This is a genomic window from Mucilaginibacter sp. P4_E8 (assembly GCF_056401495.1).
Genome location: NZ_JBFUJG010000065.1, coordinates 1 through 22,414 on the forward strand (window position 1 = coordinate 1; position 22,414 = coordinate 22,414).

The 22,414-nt window shown below is 42.6% G+C and carries 17 protein-coding genes; 7 read left to right on the forward strand and 10 right to left on the reverse strand.

What is annotated here, in order from left to right; genetic code table 11:
- The 8 genes from AC1DRQ_RS19825 to AC1DRQ_RS19860 all read right to left on the reverse strand — a co-directional run.
- On the reverse strand, positions 1 to 776 hold a 776-nt coding region (locus AC1DRQ_RS19825), incomplete at its 3' end, for a Gfo/Idh/MocA family protein (RefSeq protein ID WP_477426508.1).
- A gap of 27 nt (positions 777 to 803) precedes the next feature.
- Positions 804 to 2,483, reverse strand: a complete 1,680-nt coding sequence (locus AC1DRQ_RS19830; RefSeq protein WP_477426509.1) for a GMC oxidoreductase — start codon at positions 2,481 to 2,483, stop codon at positions 804 to 806.
- A 174-nt stretch (positions 2,484 to 2,657) separates the two neighbouring features.
- Positions 2,658 to 4,373, reverse strand: a complete 1,716-nt coding sequence (locus tag AC1DRQ_RS19835) for a GMC oxidoreductase (protein ID WP_477426510.1) — start codon at positions 4,371 to 4,373, stop codon at positions 2,658 to 2,660.
- A gap of 5 nt (positions 4,374 to 4,378) precedes the next feature.
- Complete coding sequence (locus AC1DRQ_RS19840; RefSeq protein ID WP_477426511.1) at positions 4,379 to 4,933, reverse strand: gluconate 2-dehydrogenase subunit 3 family protein; 555 nt, start codon at positions 4,931 to 4,933, stop codon at positions 4,379 to 4,381.
- Between the two features lie 179 nt (positions 4,934 to 5,112).
- Positions 5,113 to 6,027: a sugar phosphate isomerase/epimerase family protein gene (locus tag AC1DRQ_RS19845; RefSeq protein WP_429396431.1), complete on the reverse strand. Its 915-nt coding sequence runs from the start codon at positions 6,025 to 6,027 to the stop codon at positions 5,113 to 5,115.
- Positions 6,028 to 6,183: 156 nt separating this feature from the next.
- Positions 6,184 to 7,719 (reverse strand): TolB family protein, encoded by a 1,536-nt coding sequence (locus tag AC1DRQ_RS19850; RefSeq protein ID WP_477426512.1) that lies wholly within the window; start codon positions 7,717 to 7,719, stop codon positions 6,184 to 6,186.
- 190 nt (positions 7,720 to 7,909) lie between these two features.
- Positions 7,910 to 8,989, reverse strand: a complete 1,080-nt coding sequence (locus AC1DRQ_RS19855) for a fatty acid desaturase (protein ID WP_477426513.1) — start codon at positions 8,987 to 8,989, stop codon at positions 7,910 to 7,912.
- A gap of 560 nt (positions 8,990 to 9,549) precedes the next feature.
- Entirely contained in the window at positions 9,550 to 10,119 is a 570-nt protein-coding gene (locus AC1DRQ_RS19860; protein WP_477426514.1) for an acyl-CoA thioesterase, read from the reverse strand.
- Positions 10,120 to 10,246: 127 nt separating this feature from the next.
- On the opposite strand from AC1DRQ_RS19860, the gene AC1DRQ_RS19865 reads away from it, so the two are divergent.
- From AC1DRQ_RS19865 to AC1DRQ_RS19880, 4 genes are all read left to right on the forward strand, one after another.
- Positions 10,247 to 13,051, forward strand: coding sequence for a TonB-dependent receptor (locus tag AC1DRQ_RS19865; protein WP_477426515.1), 2,805 nt, complete (start codon positions 10,247 to 10,249; stop codon positions 13,049 to 13,051).
- A 66-nt stretch (positions 13,052 to 13,117) separates the two neighbouring features.
- Positions 13,118 to 13,807: a hypothetical protein gene (locus tag AC1DRQ_RS19870; RefSeq protein WP_477426516.1), complete on the forward strand. Its 690-nt coding sequence runs from the start codon at positions 13,118 to 13,120 to the stop codon at positions 13,805 to 13,807.
- A 132-nt stretch (positions 13,808 to 13,939) separates the two neighbouring features.
- Entirely contained in the window at positions 13,940 to 14,167 is a 228-nt protein-coding gene (locus AC1DRQ_RS19875; protein ID WP_477426517.1) for a hypothetical protein, read from the forward strand.
- Positions 14,154 to 14,453, forward strand: a complete 300-nt coding sequence (locus AC1DRQ_RS19880) for a type II toxin-antitoxin system RelE/ParE family toxin (RefSeq protein WP_477426518.1) — start codon at positions 14,154 to 14,156, stop codon at positions 14,451 to 14,453. Before AC1DRQ_RS19875 ends, AC1DRQ_RS19880 begins: the two co-directional genes overlap by 14 nt.
- Positions 14,454 to 14,738: 285 nt before the next feature.
- On the opposite strand, the gene AC1DRQ_RS19885 is transcribed toward AC1DRQ_RS19880, so the two are convergent.
- Positions 14,739 to 15,236 (reverse strand): FKBP-type peptidyl-prolyl cis-trans isomerase, encoded by a 498-nt coding sequence (locus AC1DRQ_RS19885; protein ID WP_429396411.1) that lies wholly within the window; start codon positions 15,234 to 15,236, stop codon positions 14,739 to 14,741.
- Positions 15,237 to 15,260: 24 nt separating this feature from the next.
- Positions 15,261 to 17,279, reverse strand: coding sequence for a thioredoxin domain-containing protein (locus tag AC1DRQ_RS19890; RefSeq protein WP_477426519.1), 2,019 nt, complete (start codon positions 17,277 to 17,279; stop codon positions 15,261 to 15,263).
- 469 nt (positions 17,280 to 17,748) lie between these two features.
- Between AC1DRQ_RS19890 and AC1DRQ_RS19895 the strand changes: the two genes are divergently transcribed.
- From AC1DRQ_RS19895 to AC1DRQ_RS19905, 3 genes are all read left to right on the forward strand, one after another.
- Entirely contained in the window at positions 17,749 to 19,713 is a 1,965-nt protein-coding gene (locus AC1DRQ_RS19895; protein ID WP_477426520.1) for a M1 family metallopeptidase, read from the forward strand.
- Between the two features lie 382 nt (positions 19,714 to 20,095).
- Entirely contained in the window at positions 20,096 to 20,485 is a 390-nt protein-coding gene (locus tag AC1DRQ_RS19900) for a hypothetical protein (protein ID WP_477426521.1), read from the forward strand.
- Positions 20,486 to 20,548: 63 nt separating this feature from the next.
- Positions 20,549 to 22,390 carry a right-handed parallel beta-helix repeat-containing protein gene (locus tag AC1DRQ_RS19905; RefSeq protein ID WP_477426522.1) on the forward strand — a complete coding sequence of 614 codons (1,842 nt, stop codon included), beginning with the start codon at positions 20,549 to 20,551 and terminating at the stop codon, positions 22,388 to 22,390.
- Positions 22,391 to 22,414 lie beyond the last annotated feature (24 nt).

Here is a 22,414-nt window from a genome sequence, read left to right on the forward strand (position 1 = left end):
CCCATATCGCCCAGGGCGCCGGTTCCGTAATCCCACCATCCGCGCCAGTTAAACGGCACCAGTTTATCTACATAATCTTTTTTAGGAGCAGTACCTAACCACAGGTTCCAATCCAGTTCTTTTGGAATTTCCTGGGCAGGAGCCGGCCATGCTATACCTTGAGGCCATACCGGGCGGTTAGTCCAGCAGTAAACGGTATGTACATCACCAATCAGATCGGCATCATACCATTCAGACATCAGGCGGGTACCATCATTTGATGAACCCTGGTTACCCATTTGCGTAACTACTTTATATTTTTTAGCCGCTTCGGTTAATAAACGGGCTTCCCAAATATCATGCGTCATTGGCTTTTGCACGTAAACGTGTTTATTCAATTGCATGGCACTGTAAGTGATAATGGCGTGGTTATGATCTGGAGTTGAAATGGATACGGCATCAAAGTTTTTATGTTCCTTATCAAACATTTCGCGCCAGTCTTTATAGTACTTGGCTTTAGGGAAAGCAGCACGTGATTTGGCAGATCTTCTGTCGTCCACGTCGCATAGGAAGGCAATCTCTGCCTTACCGCTTTTGTAAAAGTTGGCAATGTCGCTCTGGCCTTTACCGCCCGCGCCAACACTGGCAATAAGTAACTTATCGCTTGGCGCAATGAAGCCTTTACCGCCCAGCACAAAACGCGGAACGATCATAAAGCTGGCCGCAGCTATTGTACCTTTTTTTAGAAATTCCCGCCTTGACGGATTGGGTGTACTTTTGTCCTGTTCTTCAGTCATTGGTTTTGTATTTGGATATCTGATTAATTAGATCTCGTTCTTTTTTAATGCTTCAACAGCATAATTTGCTGCCCTTGCGGTCATAGCCATATAAGTAAGTGACGGGTTTTGGCATGCAGCTGATGTCATGAAGGAGCCATCGGTAACAAATACATTTTTGGCATCCCAAACCTGGTTCCACTTATTAAGAACAGATGTTTTTGGATCATGACCCATACGCGCGGTTCCCATTTCGTGAATTCCACGGCCAAGAAAAGGGTTACTGCTATGCGTTTGTACATCCTTAACACCTGCGGCCTCCAGCATTGCTTTTCCTTCGCTTTCCATGGCAATTCGCATCTTTATTTCGTTGTCTTTCAGTTCGGCATCAATGGCAACAACAGGAAGACCCCATTTATCCTTCTTGGTTTTATCAATGGTAACTTTATTATCATGATAAGGCAGTGTTTCGCCAAAGCCGCCCATCCCAACAGACCATAAACCCGGCTCGGTAAGCGCGTCTTTATAGGCACTACCAATACTCAATTCAGCAATATCCCTACTCCACCCTTCGCGGCTTGCAGCACCCTGATAGCCAAAACCACGTATAAAATCGCGTTTATCGCCGCCAAGGTTAGCAAAACGGGGAATGTAAAACCCGTTTGCACGGCGTCCGAAGTAGTATTTATCTTCATAGCCTTCGAATCTGCCCGATGCACCAACACCCAAATGGTGATCCATCAGGTTGTGGCCAAGCTCGCCACTGCTGCTACCTAAGCCGCCATCCCAAACATCAGTAGCCGAGTTCATCAGGATCCAGGCTGAATTAATGGTAGAGGCGTTAACAAATACAATTTTTGCAAAGTACTCATAGGTTTGGTTGGTTTCGGCATCCAAAACCTCAACACCTTTGGCTTTTTTGGTATCCTTATCGTACAATATCTTAGTTACTATTGACCATGGGCGAACGGTTAAGTTACCTGTAGCCATAGCAGCCGGCAAAGTAGCCGATTGCGTGCTGAAATAAGCACCAAACGGGCAGCCCAGCCAGCATTTATTACGATATTGACAGTTGGTACGGTTATTATGCGGTAAGGTAATATTGGCTGTACGGCCAATGATCATATCCCTTGCCTCTTTATAATGATCTTTTAATCTTTTGGCTACATCTTTTTCAACCACGTTTAACTCCATTGGCGGCATAAAATCACCATCAGGCAAAATGGCCAAACCATCTTTGTTACCTGATATGCCGGCAAACTTTTCGGCATAGCTATACCAGGGAGCTACATCTTTATAGCGGATAGGCCAGTCAACCGCGATACCATCTTTTAAGTTGGCTTCAAAATCAACATCGGCCCAACGGTATGATTGCCTGCCCCACATTAATGAGCGGCCGCCAACATGATAGCCTCTGAACCAGTCAAATCTTTTTACTTCGGTATACGGGCTATCCTTATCGCTTGCCCAATAATCAAGGTTAACTTCGTTCAGTGGGTAATCCCGCTTTAATACCGGATAGTCCTCGATCATTTTCTGGGTACGGCCGCCTCTGTGCGGAAACTCCCAGGGTCCTTTATTAGCGTTCACATAATCTTTAATGTGTTCGATATTACGACCACGCTCCAGCATAATGGTTTTTAAACCCTTTTCTGTAAGTTCTTTGGCAGCCCACCCGCCTGAAATTCCTGAGCCAATGACTATAGCGTCATAAGTGTTTGCAGACATATTTATTCGGTTAAATGAATTTGTTTAGTACTTGGTTATTCCGTTAAATGTATGAATAAAAATTATTTTACAAATATTTTCATTGTGTTTTTTTTACACCAAGGCTTTTTAAGCCCCCTAACCCCCTAAAGGGGGAATTTATCTCTCCTACTCCCTCCTTAGGGGGCTGGGGACTTATATATTCCTTTTATTCATTTCATTAACTGCATGGTCAACCGCACGTGCTGTTAAAGCCATATAGGTTAACGATGGGTTTTGGCATGAGGTTGATGTCATGCAGGCTCCATCAGTTACGTACACATTATTAACCGCATGAAGCTGGTTCCATTTATTAAGTATTGATGTTTTAGGATCATTACCCATACGTGCGCCTCCCATTTCATGAATATCCAAACCGGGCGCCCTTTGATCAGTGCTTGCTTTTATGTTAGTAAAACCCGCGCTGGTAAACATTTCGGTTAACTGATCTACATAATCCTTTTTCATCTTCGCGTCGTTATCATCATAATCCATCGAGATCTTTAACAAAGGCACACCCCAGTCGTCTTTTTGCCGGGCATCAAGCGCTACATAGCTGGCTTCTTTTGGTATGGTTTCGCCCATCATGTGTGATCCTACAGACCATGGCCCCAGTTCATCACTAACCAAATTTTCTTTAAGGCTGCTGCCTACGCCATCCCAATTACGTTCCCTGCGCCTGTGGGCACTAAAGCCAGACGCGTAACCACGTAAAAAATCGGTTTCCTGTTTACGCACATTTCTGAACCGGGGGATATAACCCCCACCTGCCGGGTTACGTCCGTCGGTAGTCCACTCCTTAAAGCCATCATACTCCGCACTGATGTGCGCCGAATAATTGTGGAAGGCCACATATTTACCTAATACGCCGCTATCATTCCCCAATCCGTTAGGAAAACGGTGCGATGTAGAATTTAACAATACCAGGTTGGTATTTAACGCTGCCGCGTTTACAAAAATTACACGTGCAAAATATTCAATGGTTTCTTTGGTATTGGTATCAACAATGCGCACACCGGTAGCCTTGCCCAGGTTTTCATCATATATAATGGACTGTACTACCGAAAATGGCCTTAATGTTAAATTGCCCGATCTTAACGCCCAGGGTATGGTTGATGAATTAGCGCTAAAATATCCGCCAAACGGGCAACCCCGCTGGCAAAGGATACGCTCCTGGCATTGGGCCCTGCCCTGATCTAAATGGATCTGGGTGGGTTTTGACAAATGCGCGCACCTTGCGCTGATCACATGGCGGTTACTATATTTACTTTTAACGTGTTTGCTAAAATAATCCTCCACACTGTTTAATGGGAAGGCCGGTAAAAACTCTCCGTCGGGCAGTTCGGCCAGACCGTCTTTATTACCTGATATGCCTGCAAATTTTTCAACATAACTGTACCAGGGTGCAATATCTTTATAGCGGATAGGCCAGTCAACAGCAAAACCATCGCGGGCAGGACCTTCAAAATCAAAATCGCTCCAGCGTTGTGTTTGCCTGGCCCATAATAATGATTTACCCCCTACCTGGTAGCCGCGGATCCAGTCGAACGGTTTATCCTGTACATAAGGGTGTTCTTTATCTTTTACAAAAAAGTGAGCGGCATCTTCATGAAAAGCATAACAGCGGTTTACAATAGGGTTGGCTTCCTGAACAGCCATAGGTAATTCGCCCCGGTGCTCAAATTCCCATGGGTACATGTTGGTTGTAGGATAATCCTTAATGTGTTTTACATCGCGTCCACGTTCTAACATCAGGGTTTTAAGCCCTTTTCCTGTAAATTCTTTAGCAGCCCAGCCACCACTCATTCCCGAACCAATTACGATGGCATCAAAGGTGCGATCCTTAATGCTATCAATATTTAAATTAGCCATACTATTTATACTGCTTGCTTTTTCTTAACCGGATAAAATGCATTGTACCTGCCTGGTACCAACTCATAAACCACCTGTTTGGTCATAAAATATTTGGAGGTGGTGTAACCGTTTACTGTTTGGCCTTTAACTATGCCATAAAATGTTTTTAATTCTGCCGGATAGGTTGTGTTTTTAGGATCCTTATCCTGTTCAATACTTAAAAGCGCCTGCTCACGCTGCTTTACATCACACTGGCCAAATGAAGTGCTATAATGTTTTTGAATAAGCTCCGTAAACTGACCCATCCCGGTCATAAAATCCTGCTGATCTTTTTTGGTGTAACAATCGTCAACCATTTTTAAAACAAACAAATGCAGTTGCAGATCCCTGGCGCCGGGTGTATTTGTTTTGGGGATAATGGTTTCGGCCATATCACCTATCAGCTTTTCCTGGTCGGCATTAATATCAACATTTTTAAGTTTGACGGTTGCTTTACCACTATCATGCATACAGGATGGCAATAAAGCAGCCCCTCCAATAATTAAAGCCAGATTTTTTATTGCAATGCGCCTGTGCATATATGGTAAATGGTTTTAGCAATCCCTTTATTAAATAACCTGCACTATAAAAACGCGTACAGGTTTATTATTTATAAGTATGCTTTGGTTTATAAAACGATTTTCAAACTTAGTAATTTTAACTATTACTAAAAGAGCTAACAGAAATTAATTGTATATCGAAAGTTACGGGAATAATATTAATAACCCCATTTTTTCATGATTTGTAAATCAATTTTTACACAATCAATCGGGTCTTTACCCTGGTAAGCTTCCTGCTCAATAATAAATAGCACTGTACCGCCTTTTCTGCTGGCTGCACGCACGATCTCTTTTACCGGCAATACCCCTGCGCCCAATATGGTACTTTCGGTATCGTCGCCATCGCTTTTCATAGCAACCTTAATTTCGTCCTTTACGTGTAATGACTCAAAGCGGCCCGGATATTTATTGATAAAATCAAGCGCTACGCCGCCCGTGCTAAACATATTGCCGATATCCATTTGCTGGGTAACCAATTTAGGATCAGTGTTCTGGATAATAAAATCATATAGCGTAATATCCCCTACCTTGGTACTGATCTCGAAGTTGTGGTTATGATACCCAAATTTCATGGCTGATTTTTGACATAGCTCACCACATTTATTAAACTGCTCCATAAAACGCTTTAATCCTTCGGTATCTTTTCTAAGGCTTTCATCTAACCAGGGGCTTATTACATATTTTTGGCCAACCGTAGCTGCATCCTCAATAGTGTATTTCCAGGCATCGGTAAAATCGTTTTTGGCTGTATCCCAATGTTGGGCAGTCATTACAGTATGGCCGCTTGGCATTTTCAGTTCAAGATCAATTAGTACCTTTTTAAATTCCCTGGCGGTATATCCATAAAATTTACGGTCGATGTAATTGGCATGTTCTACATGGTTGTAACCTGCGTCAGCTAATTTTTTAAGCGTTCCCTTCGGATCGGCCTTCATGGCGTCGCGTACACTGTAAAGCTGTACACCAACACGTTGCAGGCGCTTTTCTCCGGCTAATAAATTATCAGGCAACAAAGCAGCACCTGCTATAGCCAGGGCACCTGTTTTTAAAAATGATCTGCGTGAGGTTTGCATGGTATTTTGTTTTAAGGTTATATAATTTAGCGTAAGGAGATAAGAATCAGGAGTCAAGATAAAAGTAATTAGTATTAAAACGAATTATCTTGTTATAATTTTATATCCCCTGGCTGTTTTAATTCTCGTCTCTTGATTCTAAACGCTTGATTCTCTCTACTTGCTCATTGGAAATACAGGAAACAATAATTTTGAATTACTAATAAAAGCAATGTGCTTACTATCAGGCGCCCATGATGGCGTGTTGATAGTACCCTGCCCGCCGTATAAATAGGCCACCACTTTTGATGGGCCGCCACCAACTGGCATCACCCTCAGAAATACATGTTTATAAAACGGATGATCGCCGGGTTCAACTTCGTTTTTAAGGAAGGTAATATACTCGATCCATTTACCATCGGGCGATATATGCGGAAACCAGTTATTGTAATCGTCATTAGTGATCTGGGTTTGTTCGCTGCCATCGGCTTTCATGCGCCAAACCTGCATTAATCCGCTGCGTACCGAGTTAAAATAGATGTATTTACCATCGGGTGTATACTCTGGGCCATCATCAAGACCGGGACTGGTGGTTAGCCTTTCTTCGGGACCGCCGCCTGATGGGATTCGGTATACATCAAACTCCTTATTACGTTCGCCGCAAAATACAATATACTTACCATCGGGCGACCAGCCATGCATATAACTTGCGCCATGACCTGTTTGTGTGATCCGCTTGGCTTCGCCACCTGCCGATGATACGGTATAGCCTATTGATGGTCCGCCATCACCACTGCTAATAGCCAGCATTTTACCATCAAAGGATAGTACGTGATCATTATTGTTGTTTTTTGCCGGGCCTGTATTTAATACAGTTGGCTCATTGGTTTTAAGGTTGAATTTATACAGCGAACCTTCGCTGTTATAAATAAGTGATTTGCCATCATTCATCCAGTTGGGTGCCTGTAATGATTTTGGCGACTGGTAAACAACCGTACTGTTTTGTGTAGCCAGGTCCAATAACTCGATACTGCTCCCCAGGTACTCCCTGTACGGAACCAGTGTCGCAGGCGCGGGTACAACAATGCGTACATTATTAAAGGTGGCTTTTTCAGTTACATCGGCATTGTGCGAGCATATGAATATACCTACATAAACTTCATCGCCCAGGTCAAGATCGCTTACTTCCTCGTTTACAAAAAGGTCGCCTTTGCGGGCTACCGACATGGTGTAGGTATTCCCTTTTCTTTCCAGCTGTATAACACCGGCCCCGGTAATGCTTGATTTTTTTTCTTCGGTGATGCCGCTTACTGTTTTGCGATATTGTAATGATGTTAAACCATCGCCATGTACAACCGCGTTAATGTGTTTTGAATTTGAATCGAGCGAGGTACGTACCATCAACCCTATTTTACGATGATCCTCAACCCCTTTGCCTATAAAAGCGGCATTGGTGCGCAATATAAAATCGCCTTTCATGCGTTTCCATACAAAATGAAAAGCATCGCTTGTTGCCCATATATTAGTACCGGATCCTTCGAGGTGGTATTGTTGAAGTTTAGCGTCGTATTGGGCGCTGCCTTTATGTTTTACTATGCCTACATCTGTTTGATCATCAAATATACCCAGCCCTGCAGTTTGTGCTTTTGCTTTTTGGTTAAGAAGAATTACGCATGGGAGGCAAAAAAACAAACAAAATATTTTAATACGCATTAGTTTTGGTGTTTATGTTACACTATAATTGGCCTTACTAAGTTATAAATTCCATTGGTAAATAAAGTAGTACTATTTTAACCATAACACATATTTTACACAGCCCAATTTACCTCCTGCTACTGGTTTAACAAAAAAGGAGTGACACGTTAAGTGATCACTCCTTTTTTAATTTTATAGGAACTAATTATTATTCAACTACAAGCAATGTTTTAGCTTTGGTTGGGTATTCTGCAGCGGGTGCTACTACTACTGGTTTTACAGTGCAATACTCCAGCAGAAATTGTTTTTTAGAGTCGCGGTATGAGCTTACTGCGCCTATCATGCTCATAAATTTAATGTAACACCATGCCAGGTCAAGCTGGTGAGCTTTAAAACCTGAGCGGGCGCTTTTAGGGAACAGGTGATGGTTATTATGCCATTCGCCGGCAACGTAACCAGGCCATAGCTGATTAATTGACATATCCTCGCGGTTATGGTCGATGCCATCACGACGTTTATCCTGACCTTTACCATGACCTTCATAATTAAAGGTACGCACGCCTACAGCCCATATACCAGCCGAACCAAAAACAGCACATGCCAGGCCCATACCACCTAATAAATAAAATGCCGCGAACCAAAAGCCCCAGTTAAGTATAATACCGGCAATGGTGCGGTAAGGGTTGGCAATGGTTCCCCATTTTTGATATTGGGCATAAGTATTAGGCATTACGCCAACATGTTTCATTAAATTAATACAGCGTTTATAATCGGCCTCGCTCAAATTACGGGCAACCGGCTGGTGGTTTACATCGGCCAAAAAGCAATACATAAAACCGCCCTGGGCATTGTATGGGTCGCCGGGCTGATCAGATAGTGCATGGTGCACGTGGTGCGATATGGCATAGATCTCTTCAGGAATAATTTTAAGAGTAAGATTCTGAGTAAAAAATCTCCAGAATTTGTTACTGAAGGTGTAAGCACCATGGGTGCAATACCTGTGGTGCCAAATGGTGCCATGGGTACCCATAATGATCATGCTGTACACAAAAGCAACTATTAAACCTGTTATGGTGAAATATTTAAATATAAAGAGTGCTAAAAACGGTACCAATGCCAATACTAAAAACCAGCTTAAAAACGACAACCAATTTTTTTTATCCTTAAATACGTTCAGTCTTGAAAAAAATTCTTTTACAATTTTACCATTGGTTGGTTTTGCAAGGTTACCATTTTCATCCGTCCAGCCGTACGAAGGTGGTTCCAGCACTGAGTTTAAAAAAGCCATTAAGTTTTGGGAGATTTAATTTAAAAAGGGAATAGTTAATTGGTCACAATTTAGTGATAAATATCACTAAATTGTCATTTTGTAAATATAAATATGATTGTGGCTAATCCCTACTAAAACTTAAACCCTTTTAGGAATAGTCCTTTTGAGTTGTAAGTGGGTATTAGTTAAGTGGTGAGAGTGCAGTGACCAGATATTATCAGATCCCCTTTGCAGATTGTGATTAAGGCTGTAAGCTCAATACTTAATATATAAACTCCAAAACATTAAGTTTATTTCAATTTGTTTTTATTTCGTCAGGATATTGTCAGAAACCGCTGTTTATTATTTGAAACCACTGTTTATTGTTTGAACCGGGATTCTTGACCGTTGATTTAAGTGATTGATATGATTCCGTTGATTTTTGTCTGAACCGGGATTTTTTGGATTAAGGGATTATCAGAATTTCGTCAGCTTAACATAATGTCCTTTCGCCTTTCGCCTTTCGCCTTTCGCCTTTCGCCTTTCGCCTTTCGCCTTTCGCCTTTCGGCTTTCRGCTTTCGGCTTTCGGCTTTCACCCCTACTCCCCCGCTACTAAACAGCGTTCGCCCATAAGCAGGGCAATGCAATGTTCATAGTTATCGGGCATCTGTATTTGCTCCACTTCTTTCATATAGCTTTGTTTAATTTCCTTGCGACGGCGGGCCTCAATAAACCGCCTTACCTGTTCGCGGTTTTCGAGTATAAGGCCGGGTACCTTTACCGGTTTGTTATTATCATCTTTAGCAACCATGGTAAAGTAACTGGTATTGGTGTGCATTACCGAGTTATTCTTGATGTTTTCTGATATCACCCTGATACCTACTACCAATGATGTTTTACCCACATAATTAACCGATGCCATGAGTGATACCAGCTCGCCCACTTCTACAGGGTGCAAAAAATCAACCGTATCAATGGAAGCGGTTACACAGTAATAACCGGCATGTTTGGCAGCGCATACATAGGCTACTTTATCCATAAGTGATAATAAAATACCCCCATGTATCTTCCCCCCGAAATTGGAGTACGAGGGTATCATCAGTTCGGTAATGGTGGTTTCAGAAAAACTTACCGTTTTGTAATCGGCTTGATCAGTTAAGGCTGTCATGTGCTATATGTTATGGTTACAAGTTTAAGCATCAAAAGGCAATTATTGCAACAATTGTATTACATACAATTAATCCATTAAACTTAATTAAACCTTTGCGGTCAATAGCCTAAATTAAACCTGAACTATGACCAGACCATTACTACTTACTTTTATTTTCTCCCTTTTTATAACGCAGGCCTTTGCACAGCAATCCCGCCAGGTTAGTGGCTCGGTCATAGATACTGTAGGCACCGTACCTGGTGTTACTGTAAAATTAACTTCTGATAAGGATAGCATCTCCGTTGCTACAAGCACCAACGGTACTTTCAATTTCCCCGCTGTTACATCAAAAAACTTTAAAATAACAATAAGTGGTATTGGCTATAAGGAACTGGTACGCCGTTTTGTAATGGATAATGATACCAAACCTATAATGCTTGGCCCAATTAAGATAAAAGTACAAACCAACTTTTTAAAGACTGTTAAAATAGTTGCGGAAGCAAACCCCATCAACATCAAAGAAGATACGGTAGAATACAAGGCAAGCGCCTATAAAGTAAGGGAAGGATCGCCGGTGGAGGACCTGCTTAAAAAACTGCCCGGTGTAAGTGTTGATAAGGACGGCAACGTAACCGCCCATGGCAAACAGGTAACTAAGGTGCGGGTTAACGGCAAGGATTATTTTACCGGCGATGTACAAACAGCCACGCAAAACCTGCCGGCCGATATTGTGGAGAATATACAGGTAATTGATGATTATGGCGATCAGGCCAATTTAACCGGCATAAAAACCGGCGACCCTGATAAAATACTCAACATCACCATACAAAAAGGCAAAAGCCGTGGCAATTTTGGTCAGGGCAGTGTTGGCGCCGGTAATGACGACCGTTATCAGGCGCGCTTATCGGCCAATACGTTTATGGATGCCCGGCAGATAGCCCTTATTGGTACATTGAACAATACCAACACCAACTCCTTTAATCTGGGAGGCAGTGGTGGCGGCGGTGGCAGGGCCGGTCGTGGGGGTGGCGGGGGCAGTGGCGGAAGCTCGCAGATCAGCACCGCGAATGGTATTACCACCAACCGTTCCATCGGTACCAATTACCGCGACGACTGGAGTAAAAAGATGACCGTTTATGGCAGCTACAGCTTTGCCGATAAAGACAAGGACCAAAACAGCACAACGGTAGAGCAAAATCTTTTTCAATCGGGTACTTTAATAAATACTGATAACAGCGATGATAAAAATCATGGCATCAATCACCGGTTTGATTTTAATATGGAGTACAAGATTGATACTTCTAATTATCTGAAAATAAACCCCAATTTTTCGTACGGCATATCAAATGATGTAAGCACCGATATTTTTAGCAACACCCGTAAAAACACCTTGGTTACCGGTAATGAGCGGGCTATAACTGATGCTACATCAAAAAGCGGCGGCTTCACGGTATTGTATAACCATAAGTTTCATAAAAGGGGCCGCAATTTTAGTGTGAACGCTGGCCTCAATTTTTCACAAAGCGACCAGGGTCTTCATGATGAATACACCACTAAGCAGGATACCGTTGTAACCCCGCTTTTTCAGCAGGTAAACTCCGATAATAGTTCGCAAAAGGCAAACGTCCGATTATCCTATATCGAGCCTATTGGCAAAACAACCTACCTCGAAACAAACTATGGTTATAATTATTCCAATACCGATAACAACCGCTACAATTACCGCATTGACCCGGCTACAGGTAATCAAACTTACGTTGATTCATTGAGCACTATTTATAATAACCAGTTTATCACCAACCGCTTTGGAGTTAATTTGAGGGGTATAGCGGCAAAATACAATTACACGCTGGGTATGGCCGTACTGCAATCCACGCTTAATGGCGAATCGCACAGCCAGCGTTTTCATACCAACACCTTTAATTATATACCTACAGCAAGATTTATCTACAACTTTTCACGCAATCATTCTTTCACGGTTAATTACAGCGGCTCAAACAGCCAGCCTTCATTTACACAACTGCAGGTACAGCCCGATTACTCCAACCCACAAAACAGGATTTATGGTAACCCTGATCTTAAGCCCTCGTTCACCAATAATTTGAACCTGCGTTATAATCAGTTTGATATTGCCACCGGCAATTCGTTGTTTACCAACCTGTCATTCTCAGAAACCCAGGATGCCATAGTAACCAATGCCAGTCCGGTTTATATAGCTTCAACCGGCAGCAGTAGCAGCCAACGCGATAGTACCATACAGGAAACCCATTACCTGAACACCAATGGTCTTTACAACATCAACGGTAATTATTCTTTTTCAAAACCTTTTGCCAACCGTAAATTCACTGTAACATTAAACGGTGGTGCAGGTTACAGCAATAATGTATCATTCATTGAAGATCAGCGCAATACGGGCAAAAACTGGGTATTAAACCAGGGCCTTAAGCTAAGGGTTGATATTGACAGTATTATGGACAGCGAATTAAGCGCCAATTATAGCGTTAATACCACAAAGTACAGCCTGCCATCGTCATTAAACACCGATGCCAGCACCTGGACCCTGGGTTTAGACGGACGCAATTATTTTTTTTACAGCTGGGTACTGGGCTATAATTTAACACAAACTATAAACCACGGCTTTAGCAGTACAGTAAAGGCCAACCCCACCCTGTTAAGCACTTACCTTGAATATCAATTCCTGAAAAAGCATATTGCCTCGTTTCGTTTCCAGGCGTTTGATTTGTTTGATGAAAACAAAGGCGTAACCCGTACCGCGGTAGGCAACCAGATCATCGATACCCGCACCAACCGGCTGGGCAGGTACTTTATGCTTACATTTACTTTACGATTGCAAAAATTTGCAGGTAGTCGCCCTTCAGGTGGTGGCGGCGGAAGAAGGAATGGCGGCGGCGGAGGCGGCGGTGGAAGAAGGGGCGGCGGAAGAGGCTAAGTTTAAAAATGCCCTGTTATTGCTATTCAATAAATCCTGTTTTATATTTACCCAAATTGAATTGCGTTGAAAAGTATTACCTTATTATTTGTCGCCCTTTTTTATTTAAACACAGGCTTTGCGCAGGAAACCATGATACGCAAACACCGGCTAACAGATTCGGTAATGGAAAGGATATCGGTATTAAAGAGCGATAAAAGCACACGCCAGGGTTTATATCAGGCTGTATCTTCAAAAAACATAGCTATAGCCAGCGGACAGTTTAATAATGATAAAAAAACAGGCATCTGGCATTTTTTTGATTTGCGGGGCCGTCAGCTTCAAAACTATGATTATACCAATAAAAAGTTGTTATTTGAGGCCGTTGAGGATACCACATCAAATCTGCGGTATTTTGTGGATAAGGTTTTAACCGACACCGACCGTACCACCAAACCGGTTAAAGCAGGCGGCAGGTATTTTGGGTATATCCCCTATTTGAAATTGTTTAAACTCCCCGCCTACCTGATGGACATTAATCGCTATTTATCTGTAGCAGTTGTTGAACTACTGGTAAGCCCCGGCGGCAGGCTGGCCGATTTTAAAGTACATATATACAGTGGCGCCAATTACGAAAAGGTATTTAATATGAGCACCGATATGCCCAATGATGAAGATAAGGTATTTATTCCTGCCACCGTTAACGGCGAGCCCATTGGCTGCCGCATCATGATCAAGTGCCAGATAAATAATGATGGCGGGATAAACTTTTTTTAAGGGGATAAACCCGATTGCGGCACGAAGCAACCTCCAATATACACATCGCGCACGCAAAGTTAATAATAGCTGATGCACTGATAAAATTCCAAATTCATGGCATTTTGAATTTTATCTTTAGTAAATTTGTTTATGACCACGCTTACAGTAAATATACAAAATGAAAAGGACCTGCCTGTTCTACAGGAGATACTTAACAGATTTGGTTTAACTTACCGTATTGATACAGATAAAGAATATGCGTTTTCCGAAACTGAAATAAAGGACCTGCTACAAACCAGGCAAGATTTTTTAGATGGAAAAACAACAGCCCGCAATTGGACGGATATAGAAGATGATTTGAACCGTGCCTACAATTAAACTTTTAAAACAGGCCGAACTCGAACTTATTGATACTTGTGATTGGTACGAAAAACAACAAAAAGGGCTTTCGACGAATTTAAGAAAAGAGGTTAAAAGCACCTTACAATCAATAGAATCCGATCCCAGGCTCTTTTCAAAAAGGTACGATACCGAACTACGCTTTGTACCTATAAGGAAATTCCCTTACGTTATTGTTTATTGGTATGATGAGCATTTAAACACCGTATTTATTGCCTCTATTTTTCACACCAAAAGAGATCCGGAAGGCTTAAAATCTAAATAAAAGAGGCTGTCATGCTTGTCGAAGCATGGTGGGCAGGCCTCTCCGCGCGATCCTTCGACAGGCTCAGGATGACAGGGCCGTTTGATGTTTGTAATAACATATGATTCTTAATTTGTCATCCTGAGGAACGAAGGATCTATTCTTCAATAGGTATGTCGGCTATTGGATTTTTCACTACGTTCAAGAGATAGTTCTTCACTATGCTCAGAATGACAAAAAGTTATAAACTAAAAAAGCCCGTCATTTTCATGACGGGCTTTCCATATTATATAGTCAACACTATGCTTAGTGAGCGTGGTGACCATCCGCGCCATGTGCATGGCCGTGTGATAATTCTTCGGGAGTGGCTGGGCGTACATTCAGGATGCTGCCTTTAAAATGCAATTCCTGACCGGCCATTGGGTGGTTAAGGTCAACAATTACAGCATCTTCTGCAACTGATACTACCTGTGCCTGAAAACGGTTGCCATTGTTATCCTGTAAAGGCAAAATGCTGCCAATTTCAGGAATTTCGGTACCCTGGAACATTTCCTTAGGGAGGTTGGCTACGGCTTCTTCATCATATTCGCCATAAGCATCACCTGCTGAAAGACGAAATTCATAAGTATCGCCGGTTGATAGCGAGCTCAGGTTTTCTTCAAATTTGGGCAGCATTTGTCCGGCTCCAAATAAAAAGGTTAAGGGTTGTTCTTGTGTGGCACTTTCTGTTAAAGTTTCGGTACCATCCTGGTCAACATACAAATCGTAAGTTAATGACACTACGTGCTGTGGTTCAATTTTCATTGTAAAGTATTTTTAAATAAGCAATCAGGCTTCTGCCACTTGTTTTAAAGCTTCGGCCGTGTTATTAGCAGGTAATCCGCAGGTTTTATCTTTACAAACAAAAATTTGTGTTGATTTACCAAACTTATCCTGCAACAAAGGTAAACTTCCTTTTTTACCACCCAATATTATTTTATTGGGGATGTAATTATTTTCAATTTCCTTTCGCATGGTTTCGGCATCATTGCCTGCTATGGCAATTTCATAAGTTCCAAACACCTCCTCCAGCAATAACATAGTCCAGTTTGAATAGGCTGTACCATATTTAGCCAGCTGCGGCATAATGTTACGTAACAGCTGCGCCGAAACCGCTGCATAATTTTCATTATCAAAAAGCAAGCCTAACTTTTTAAGGTTACGCGCCATGGCCGAATTACTGGCCGGTGTTACCCCATCCATAATTTCAGATTTCCGGGCTATCAGCTGCTCATCATCATCGGCGGTGTAAAAAAATATGCCGCTTGTTTCATCATAATAATGTGTGATAGCGGTATCGGTAAGTTTTTTAGCTTGCTGCAGCCATGCTTCATCAAAGGTCACCTCATACAAGGCTATCAGCGCATCAATAAAATTGGCGTAATCATCCAAAAAAGCCACCGGCACATCACTGCCTGACTTATTGCTATTATAAACCCTTGATAGCCTGCCATTTTGACCTAACAGATTATCTAAAATAAAGCCGGCATTTTTAAGTGCCAGTTCAAGATACTCCGGTTTATTGAAGGAGCGATAAGCATCGCACAGCCCTTTCAACATCAAACCGTTCCATGATGCCAGGATCTTATTATCCAGGCCGGGCCTTATGCGGTGCCTGCGGGCTTCAAATACTTTTTTACGCGATGCCTTTATTTGCGTTAATAGGTCATTAACTCCCAATCCCAACTTTTTGGCCAGTTGCTCATCCGTTTCCCGGCGGAATAAAACATTGGACTGCTCCTCTTCCCAGTTGCCATCTTCGGTAATATGGTAGTAAATACTGAACAGATCTGCGGCATCATCTCCCAATATTTCTTCTATCTCAGTTTTGGTAAAAATATAGAACTTACCCTCTACCCCTTCGCTATCGGCATCAAGCGCCGAGTAAAAGCCAAGTCCGGGCGAGGCCAGTTCTCTTGTAGAAAATTTAATAATTTCATCAACCACCTGCTCATAAAGCGCATCGGGCTGCCAGGTATTGGCCTCTGCGTACAAACTGATAAGCTGGGCATTATCATACAGCATCTTTTCAAAATGCGGCACATGCCAGCGGCCATCAACCGAGTAACGGGCAAAACCGCCCCCCACATGATCATAAATACCGCCATAAGCCATTTTATGAAGGGTTAGTTTTACCTGTTTTACAACATCATCATCCTGCATTAAATGGGCATAGCGCATTAACAACTGCCAGTTATTGGGCTGCGGGAATTTTGGCGCGCTGCCGGTACCACCCTCGTATTTATCAAAATATCGCTTCCAGTTATCAGCTATCAACTGCAGATCATCTTTAGTATAATCGGGCTGTTCGCTAATAAACTCTACCGATTCATATTTCTGGATACCCTCAGTAAGGCGTACGGCATAATCTTCGGCCTCTTCAGGTTTTTGTTTATAAAAATCGGCCAGGTTAAATAATAGGGAGGTCCAATCGTTCTTGCGGAAATAGGTACCACCATATATAGGCCGCTGATCAGGCAGGCAAATACAGTTAAGCGGCCAGCCGCCACGGCCACTCATGAGCTGTATGGCGCTCATGTAGATCTGGTCAACATCCGGACGTTCTTCCCTGTCTACCTTAATGCAAACAAAATATTCGTTCATTACAGCGGCTACGGCTTCGTCTTCAAAACTTTCATGCTCCATTACATGGCACCAATGGCAGGCCGAGTAGCCAATGCTCACCAATATCAGTTTATTTTCGGCTTTGGCTTTRTCCAGCGCCTCTTTACCCCAGGGGTACCAGTTAACCGGGTTGTTTGCGTGTTGTAATAAATAAGGTGATGTTGAATTGGCCAAACGGTTCATAGTATATGCTGTTTGATTGCAAAGGTGCAGATATAATTACACCTATAAAGTATACCGCTTTAAGTTTGAAAAGTTTTTACCGGGGAGTGTTATTTTGCAGGGCAAAGAATAGACTCACCCCAACGTCGCTGCGCTCGTTGACCCTCTCTTCGCCTTCGGCGGAAAGAAGGTGGTAAAAAATAAGTTTGTCATGCTGAACATAGTGAAGCATCTATTGTTCGACATGCATGTTATTGAATAGATCCTTCGTTCCTCAGGATGACAGTTAAAATGAAAAGTTTTTTAATCCCCTCTTTCCGCCAAAGGCGAAGAGAGGGGATGTCGGGCGCAGTGATGACAGAGTGGTCTAATCGTAACATTACCATTACTCACCACATAAAATTCGCTTATACGCAATCGGTTAAGCATTCAAATTACCAAACTCACAAATTATTTCCTTTTCTTTGCGCCTTTATTATCAAAAATTTAAATGCGCTATTTTAAACTGATCGATTTTCTGTGCGCACTGGGCCTCACAGCCTGTGCAATACCTGCGGCAGCGCAAACTGCCGATACATTAAAGTATAATCACCAGGATGTGTTTGGGCCCATTACCTGGCCTGTTACCGGCGAAAACACCCGCTCGGCTGGCGGACAGCCATCCCCTAATTACTGGCAAAACCGTGCCGACTACCAGATAAAAGCTACCCTGAATGAAGGCCGCGATACTACTATAAATGGTGAAGTTACCATTACCTATACTAATAACAGCCCCGATAAATTAGATTATTTGTGGCTGCAACTTGATCAGAACCTCTTTAAGTCCGACTCACGCGGCGCGGCTACAACCCCAGTATCGGGCGACCGTTTTGATGTGCGTGGATTTAGTCGCGGTGGTTATCACATTGGTTCGGTAACGGTTACTTATAAAGGCGAAACCTATACCACAATCCCGGTAATAACTGATGCCCGTATGCAGCTGCGTTTAAAAGCGCCGCTTGATGGCAAAGGCGAAAAGATACAGGTAAAGATCAATTATGATTTTGCCATCCCCTTTTACGGCGCCGACCGTATGGGCCGTAAAAAGTTTAAACAAGGTTACGTTTATGAAATAGCCCAGTGGTACCCCCGGATGTGTGTGTACGATGATGTTGAGGGCTGGAACACTCTGCCTTACATGGGCCTGGGCGAGTTTTATTGCGAATACGGCGATTTTGATTATTACATAACCGCCCCTGCAAATATGATCGTAGTAGGTTCCGGCGATCTGCAAAACCCGGAGGAGGTGCTTAGCCCCACACAGATCAGCAGGCTGGCTCAAGCTAAAGCCAGCGATAAAACCGAAATGATCATTAAAGCCAATGAGGTTGGCAAAGCATCAACCCGTCCGTTTAAAGGCACCTTAACCTGGCATTTTAAAATGGAAAACAGCCGTGATATTGCCTGGGGTGCGTCGAACGCATTTATATGGGATGCCGCGCAAGTTAATTTCCCATCGGGGCGTAAAGGTATTGCCATGTCGGCCTACCCGGTTGAAAGTGCGGGTAATGATGCCTGGGGCCGCTCAACCGAATACCTGAAAAACAGCATGGAGATCTACTCCAAAGCGTATTTTGAATACCCATGGAACTCGGCCGTTAACGTATCGGGCGTAGCTTTGGGTATGGAATATCCCGGCACTATATTTTGCCTGAGCAACTTAAAAAAAGGACAACTTTGGGGTGATGTAACACATGAGATTGGCCACAATTGGTTCCCGATGATCGTAGGATCAAACGAACGCAAGTACATGTGGATGGATGAAGGTTTTAACACCTTTATTAATGAATATGCCACTCAACAATTTAATAACGGCGAATATAACGACACCACCAAACAGGCTCAAAATATACTGTACAGTTTCAGGAACAGCAAAGACCCATTGATGACCGCTCCCGAAGCCATTGGTTTAAATGACTATGGCCAGTACTATAATAAAACCGCTTTAGGTTTGGATATGCTGCGCAACGAGGTACTTGGCCCTGATCGTTTTGATTACGCTTTCCGTGAGTACATTAAACACTGGGCATTTAAACACCCGTTGCCTTATGATCTTTTCAGGGCGATGAATGATGCCGCCGGCGAAGACCTGAACTGGTTCTGGAAACCGTGGTTCTTTACCACCTGGAAAATTGACCAGGCCATAACTTCTGTTAATTATATTGGTGATAATAAGGCCAATGGCGTCATGATCACCCTAACCAATAACGAAAAAATGGCCATGCCTGTCGACCTGAAAATTACACAGGCTAACGGCAAAACAGAAACCCTGCACCTGCCGGTAAACATCTGGCAGCGCGGTGGCGTGTGGACATTTAAATATCCATCCACATCGGCCATTAAAACCATGGTGATCGATCCGGCACATGAACTACCTGATATTAACCTAAAAAACAATGTTTACCGGGGCGAATAGTTATTAGTTCGTTTGTGAAAATTTAAAAATAGCGATGAGGCAAAATGCCTCATCGCTATTTTTTTACGATTGGTTTTGGCTAAAGCCAAATCTATTTGTTTATTATCCGTTGGCTAAAGCCAACGGCAATGAATTTAATAAAAGCTGGCAAAAAAAGCAGTCAAATTCATTGCCGTCCCATTTATGGGACGGATAAAAAAAAGCGATTAAAGGCTTTAGCCAAACCAAATCTCAGACACTTCCTTCTAAACGCATAATTTCAAACGATTAACAACTAAATGGTGGTGCTACAAGAAATTCAATAGCGATCTGTATTTTGCCTCATCGCTATTTTTTTGTTGATTAGTTGACTAATAGCAGTACCTTTCTAATGTTAATTAACATGGAAAAATTAAAAGTATCAGAAATAGAGTTAACAATAACAAATGCACAGGAAAGGCTTGGAATGGGCGGACCTTTCACTGGCGATGTGTTTATTGGCGACAAGCTTATTTCAGTTGATTGTCTTTTAGATAACTTCGTTTACCAAGAAGATTCAAAGCTTTTATTTTTTGTAAAACACCATCGCATAAATGATTATCAGTATTTCACTATTAATTTTTATCGGCTTGATAATGATGTGGTATATGAGTTTTATAAAGAATTTGATATACTACGCATAACACAATTTTTAAGCACAAATGAACTTGAAATATTTTTAGCATTTCATGATAAATCAATAGGTAAAAGGCAAATATTCTGTTTAGACGACGAGGATTTCAGACAGATTTAATTCTTTTTAAATAGCTATCTGCATTTTGCCCCATCGCTATTTTTTTATACTTTTCTTCTCTTTATGAAGAAGTACCTTTTGTTCCTTTTAGTGCCTGCTCTTTTATTAACGGGGGGCATCAGTGCCATCGCACAAACCCGGCAAAAATCATATCCCCTATCCGCCAACCGCCATCGCTCGCCGGGCAAAACGGTGTATTATATAAACCCGCAAACAGGGAATGATTTAAATACCGGCACCAATAAAAAACCCTGGAAAACATTTAAACCGGTTAACGCACTGATCCTTTCAGCAGGTGATAAAGTAGAGATAGTTGCCCCGGGTGATTTTAATGAATCGTTAATGCTCATAGCAAAGGGCAGCAGCGCAGCACACATAAGTATCCATTTTGCTCCGGGCACCTACAATTTTTACCCGGAGAACGCTTTCAAAAAGCAATTCCATATCTCCAATACCAACGATACGCCTTATGCGCCAAAGGCCATTGCCTTGTATTTAAACAACTGCAAATTTGTTGATGTAAAAGCACCTGGCGCTAAAATAATGCTGCGCGGCAAAATGATCGAAACCTGTGTTGACCACAGCGAAAACATCAGCATAAGTGGTATAAGTTATGACTATTACCGCCCTACCGTATCCGAATTACAAGTTATCAGCACGGGCACAAACTTCGCCGATCTGAAGATCAATCCCGATTCAAAATACAGCATTAAAGATAGCCTGCTTACCTGGGAGGGCGAAGGCTGGCGCTACCAGTCTATTGCCCTGTGGCAGGTGCTTGATCCACAAACCGACGATCTGCAACGCACTGATGTAGCTGTGGAAAGTACTAAATACGCGAAGACCGGCAACAATATGGTGCGGGCTTATTTTGCAAAAAATCCGGGCTTTAAAACCGGATTGATCTATCAAAACCGTGATGTAACACGCGATTGCGCCGGGATCTTTACGCAGCGGAGCAAAAACATCAGCCTTAAAAACATCCATATTTATTTTATGCATGGTATGGGCGTGGTGAGTCAGTTTTGTCAGAACATCAGCATGGACCATATCAGCGTTAAACCCGATCCGCAATCAGGGCGAACCTGCGCCGCCTGGGCGGATATCCTGCATTTTTCGGGTTGCCGGGGAAAGATCGTAATCAGCAATTCCTATTTATCGGGTGCTAACGACGATGCGGTTAATGTTCATGGTACTTATTTAAGGATCATCGAATCGCCTAAACCAAACCAGGTCATGGTACGGTTCATGCACAATCAAACCTACGGCTTTGACGCTTTTACCTCGGGCGACAGTATAGCGTTTATTCATTCGGAAAGCTTGCTCCAATACGACAGCAATGTGGTATTAAGTACCCAAAAGTTAAATGATAAAGATTTTCTGTTGACGCTTAAACAACCATTGCCTGCACATATAGATGCTCATGATGTAATAGAAAACACCACCTGGACGCCCGAGGTTTGGATCCACCATGACACCATTGCCAAAATTCCTACCCGCGGTGTACTGGTAACTACCCGCCGCAAGGTGGTCATCGAAAATAACACTTTTCTGCGTCCGCACATGAGCGCCATATCTGTTGCTGATGACGCGGCAAGCTGGTATGAATCGGGCATGGTGAAAAACCTTACCATCCGCAATAACCATTTCATACAATGCGGCGATCCGGCTATTATTTTCTGTCCGGAGAGTACAGCGTCAAAGGGACCTGTCCATCAAAATATAGCTATAACCGGTAATGAGTTTATATTGCGGGGGCAGCATGTACTTTCGGCAAAAAACACTTCGAACATCAAATTTCAGAGCAATACTATTAAAGGAGCGATAACTGCCGATATTAAGGACATGATGGAGTTGAAGGATTGCACCGGGATTGAGGTAACGGGTAATAAAGTAAGTCAGTAATTCTTAGTCAAAAGCCTGTAGTCG

Coding starts and splice junctions, on each gene's coding strand:
- AC1DRQ_RS19845 (WP_429396431.1), bottom strand. CDS start 6,027: ATGCAAACCTCACGCAGATCATTTTTAAAAACAGGTGCCCTGGCTATA.
- AC1DRQ_RS19905 (WP_477426522.1), top strand. CDS start 20,549: ATGAAGAAGTACCTTTTGTTCCTTTTAGTGCCTGCTCTTTTATTAACG.
- AC1DRQ_RS19855 (WP_477426513.1), bottom strand. CDS start 8,989: ATGGCTTTTTTAAACTCAGTGCTGGAACCACCTTCGTACGGCTGGACG.
- AC1DRQ_RS19860 (WP_477426514.1), bottom strand. CDS start 10,119: ATGACAGCCTTAACTGATCAAGCCGATTACAAAACGGTAAGTTTTTCT.
- AC1DRQ_RS19850 (WP_477426512.1), bottom strand. CDS start 7,719: ATGCGTATTAAAATATTTTGTTTGTTTTTTTGCCTCCCATGCGTAATT.
- AC1DRQ_RS19835 (WP_477426510.1), bottom strand. CDS start 4,373: ATGGCTAATTTAAATATTGATAGCATTAAGGATCGCACCTTTGATGCC.
- AC1DRQ_RS19840 (WP_477426511.1), bottom strand. CDS start 4,933: ATGCACAGGCGCATTGCAATAAAAAATCTGGCTTTAATTATTGGAGGG.
- AC1DRQ_RS19865 (WP_477426515.1), top strand. CDS start 10,247: ATGACCAGACCATTACTACTTACTTTTATTTTCTCCCTTTTTATAACG.
- AC1DRQ_RS19830 (WP_477426509.1), bottom strand. CDS start 2,483: ATGTCTGCAAACACTTATGACGCTATAGTCATTGGCTCAGGAATTTCA.
- AC1DRQ_RS19895 (WP_477426520.1), top strand. CDS start 17,749: ATGCGCTATTTTAAACTGATCGATTTTCTGTGCGCACTGGGCCTCACA.
- AC1DRQ_RS19885 (WP_429396411.1), bottom strand. CDS start 15,236: ATGAAAATTGAACCACAGCACGTAGTGTCATTAACTTACGATTTGTAT.
- AC1DRQ_RS19875 (WP_477426517.1), top strand. CDS start 13,940: ATGACCACGCTTACAGTAAATATACAAAATGAAAAGGACCTGCCTGTT.
- AC1DRQ_RS19900 (WP_477426521.1), top strand. CDS start 20,096: ATGGAAAAATTAAAAGTATCAGAAATAGAGTTAACAATAACAAATGCA.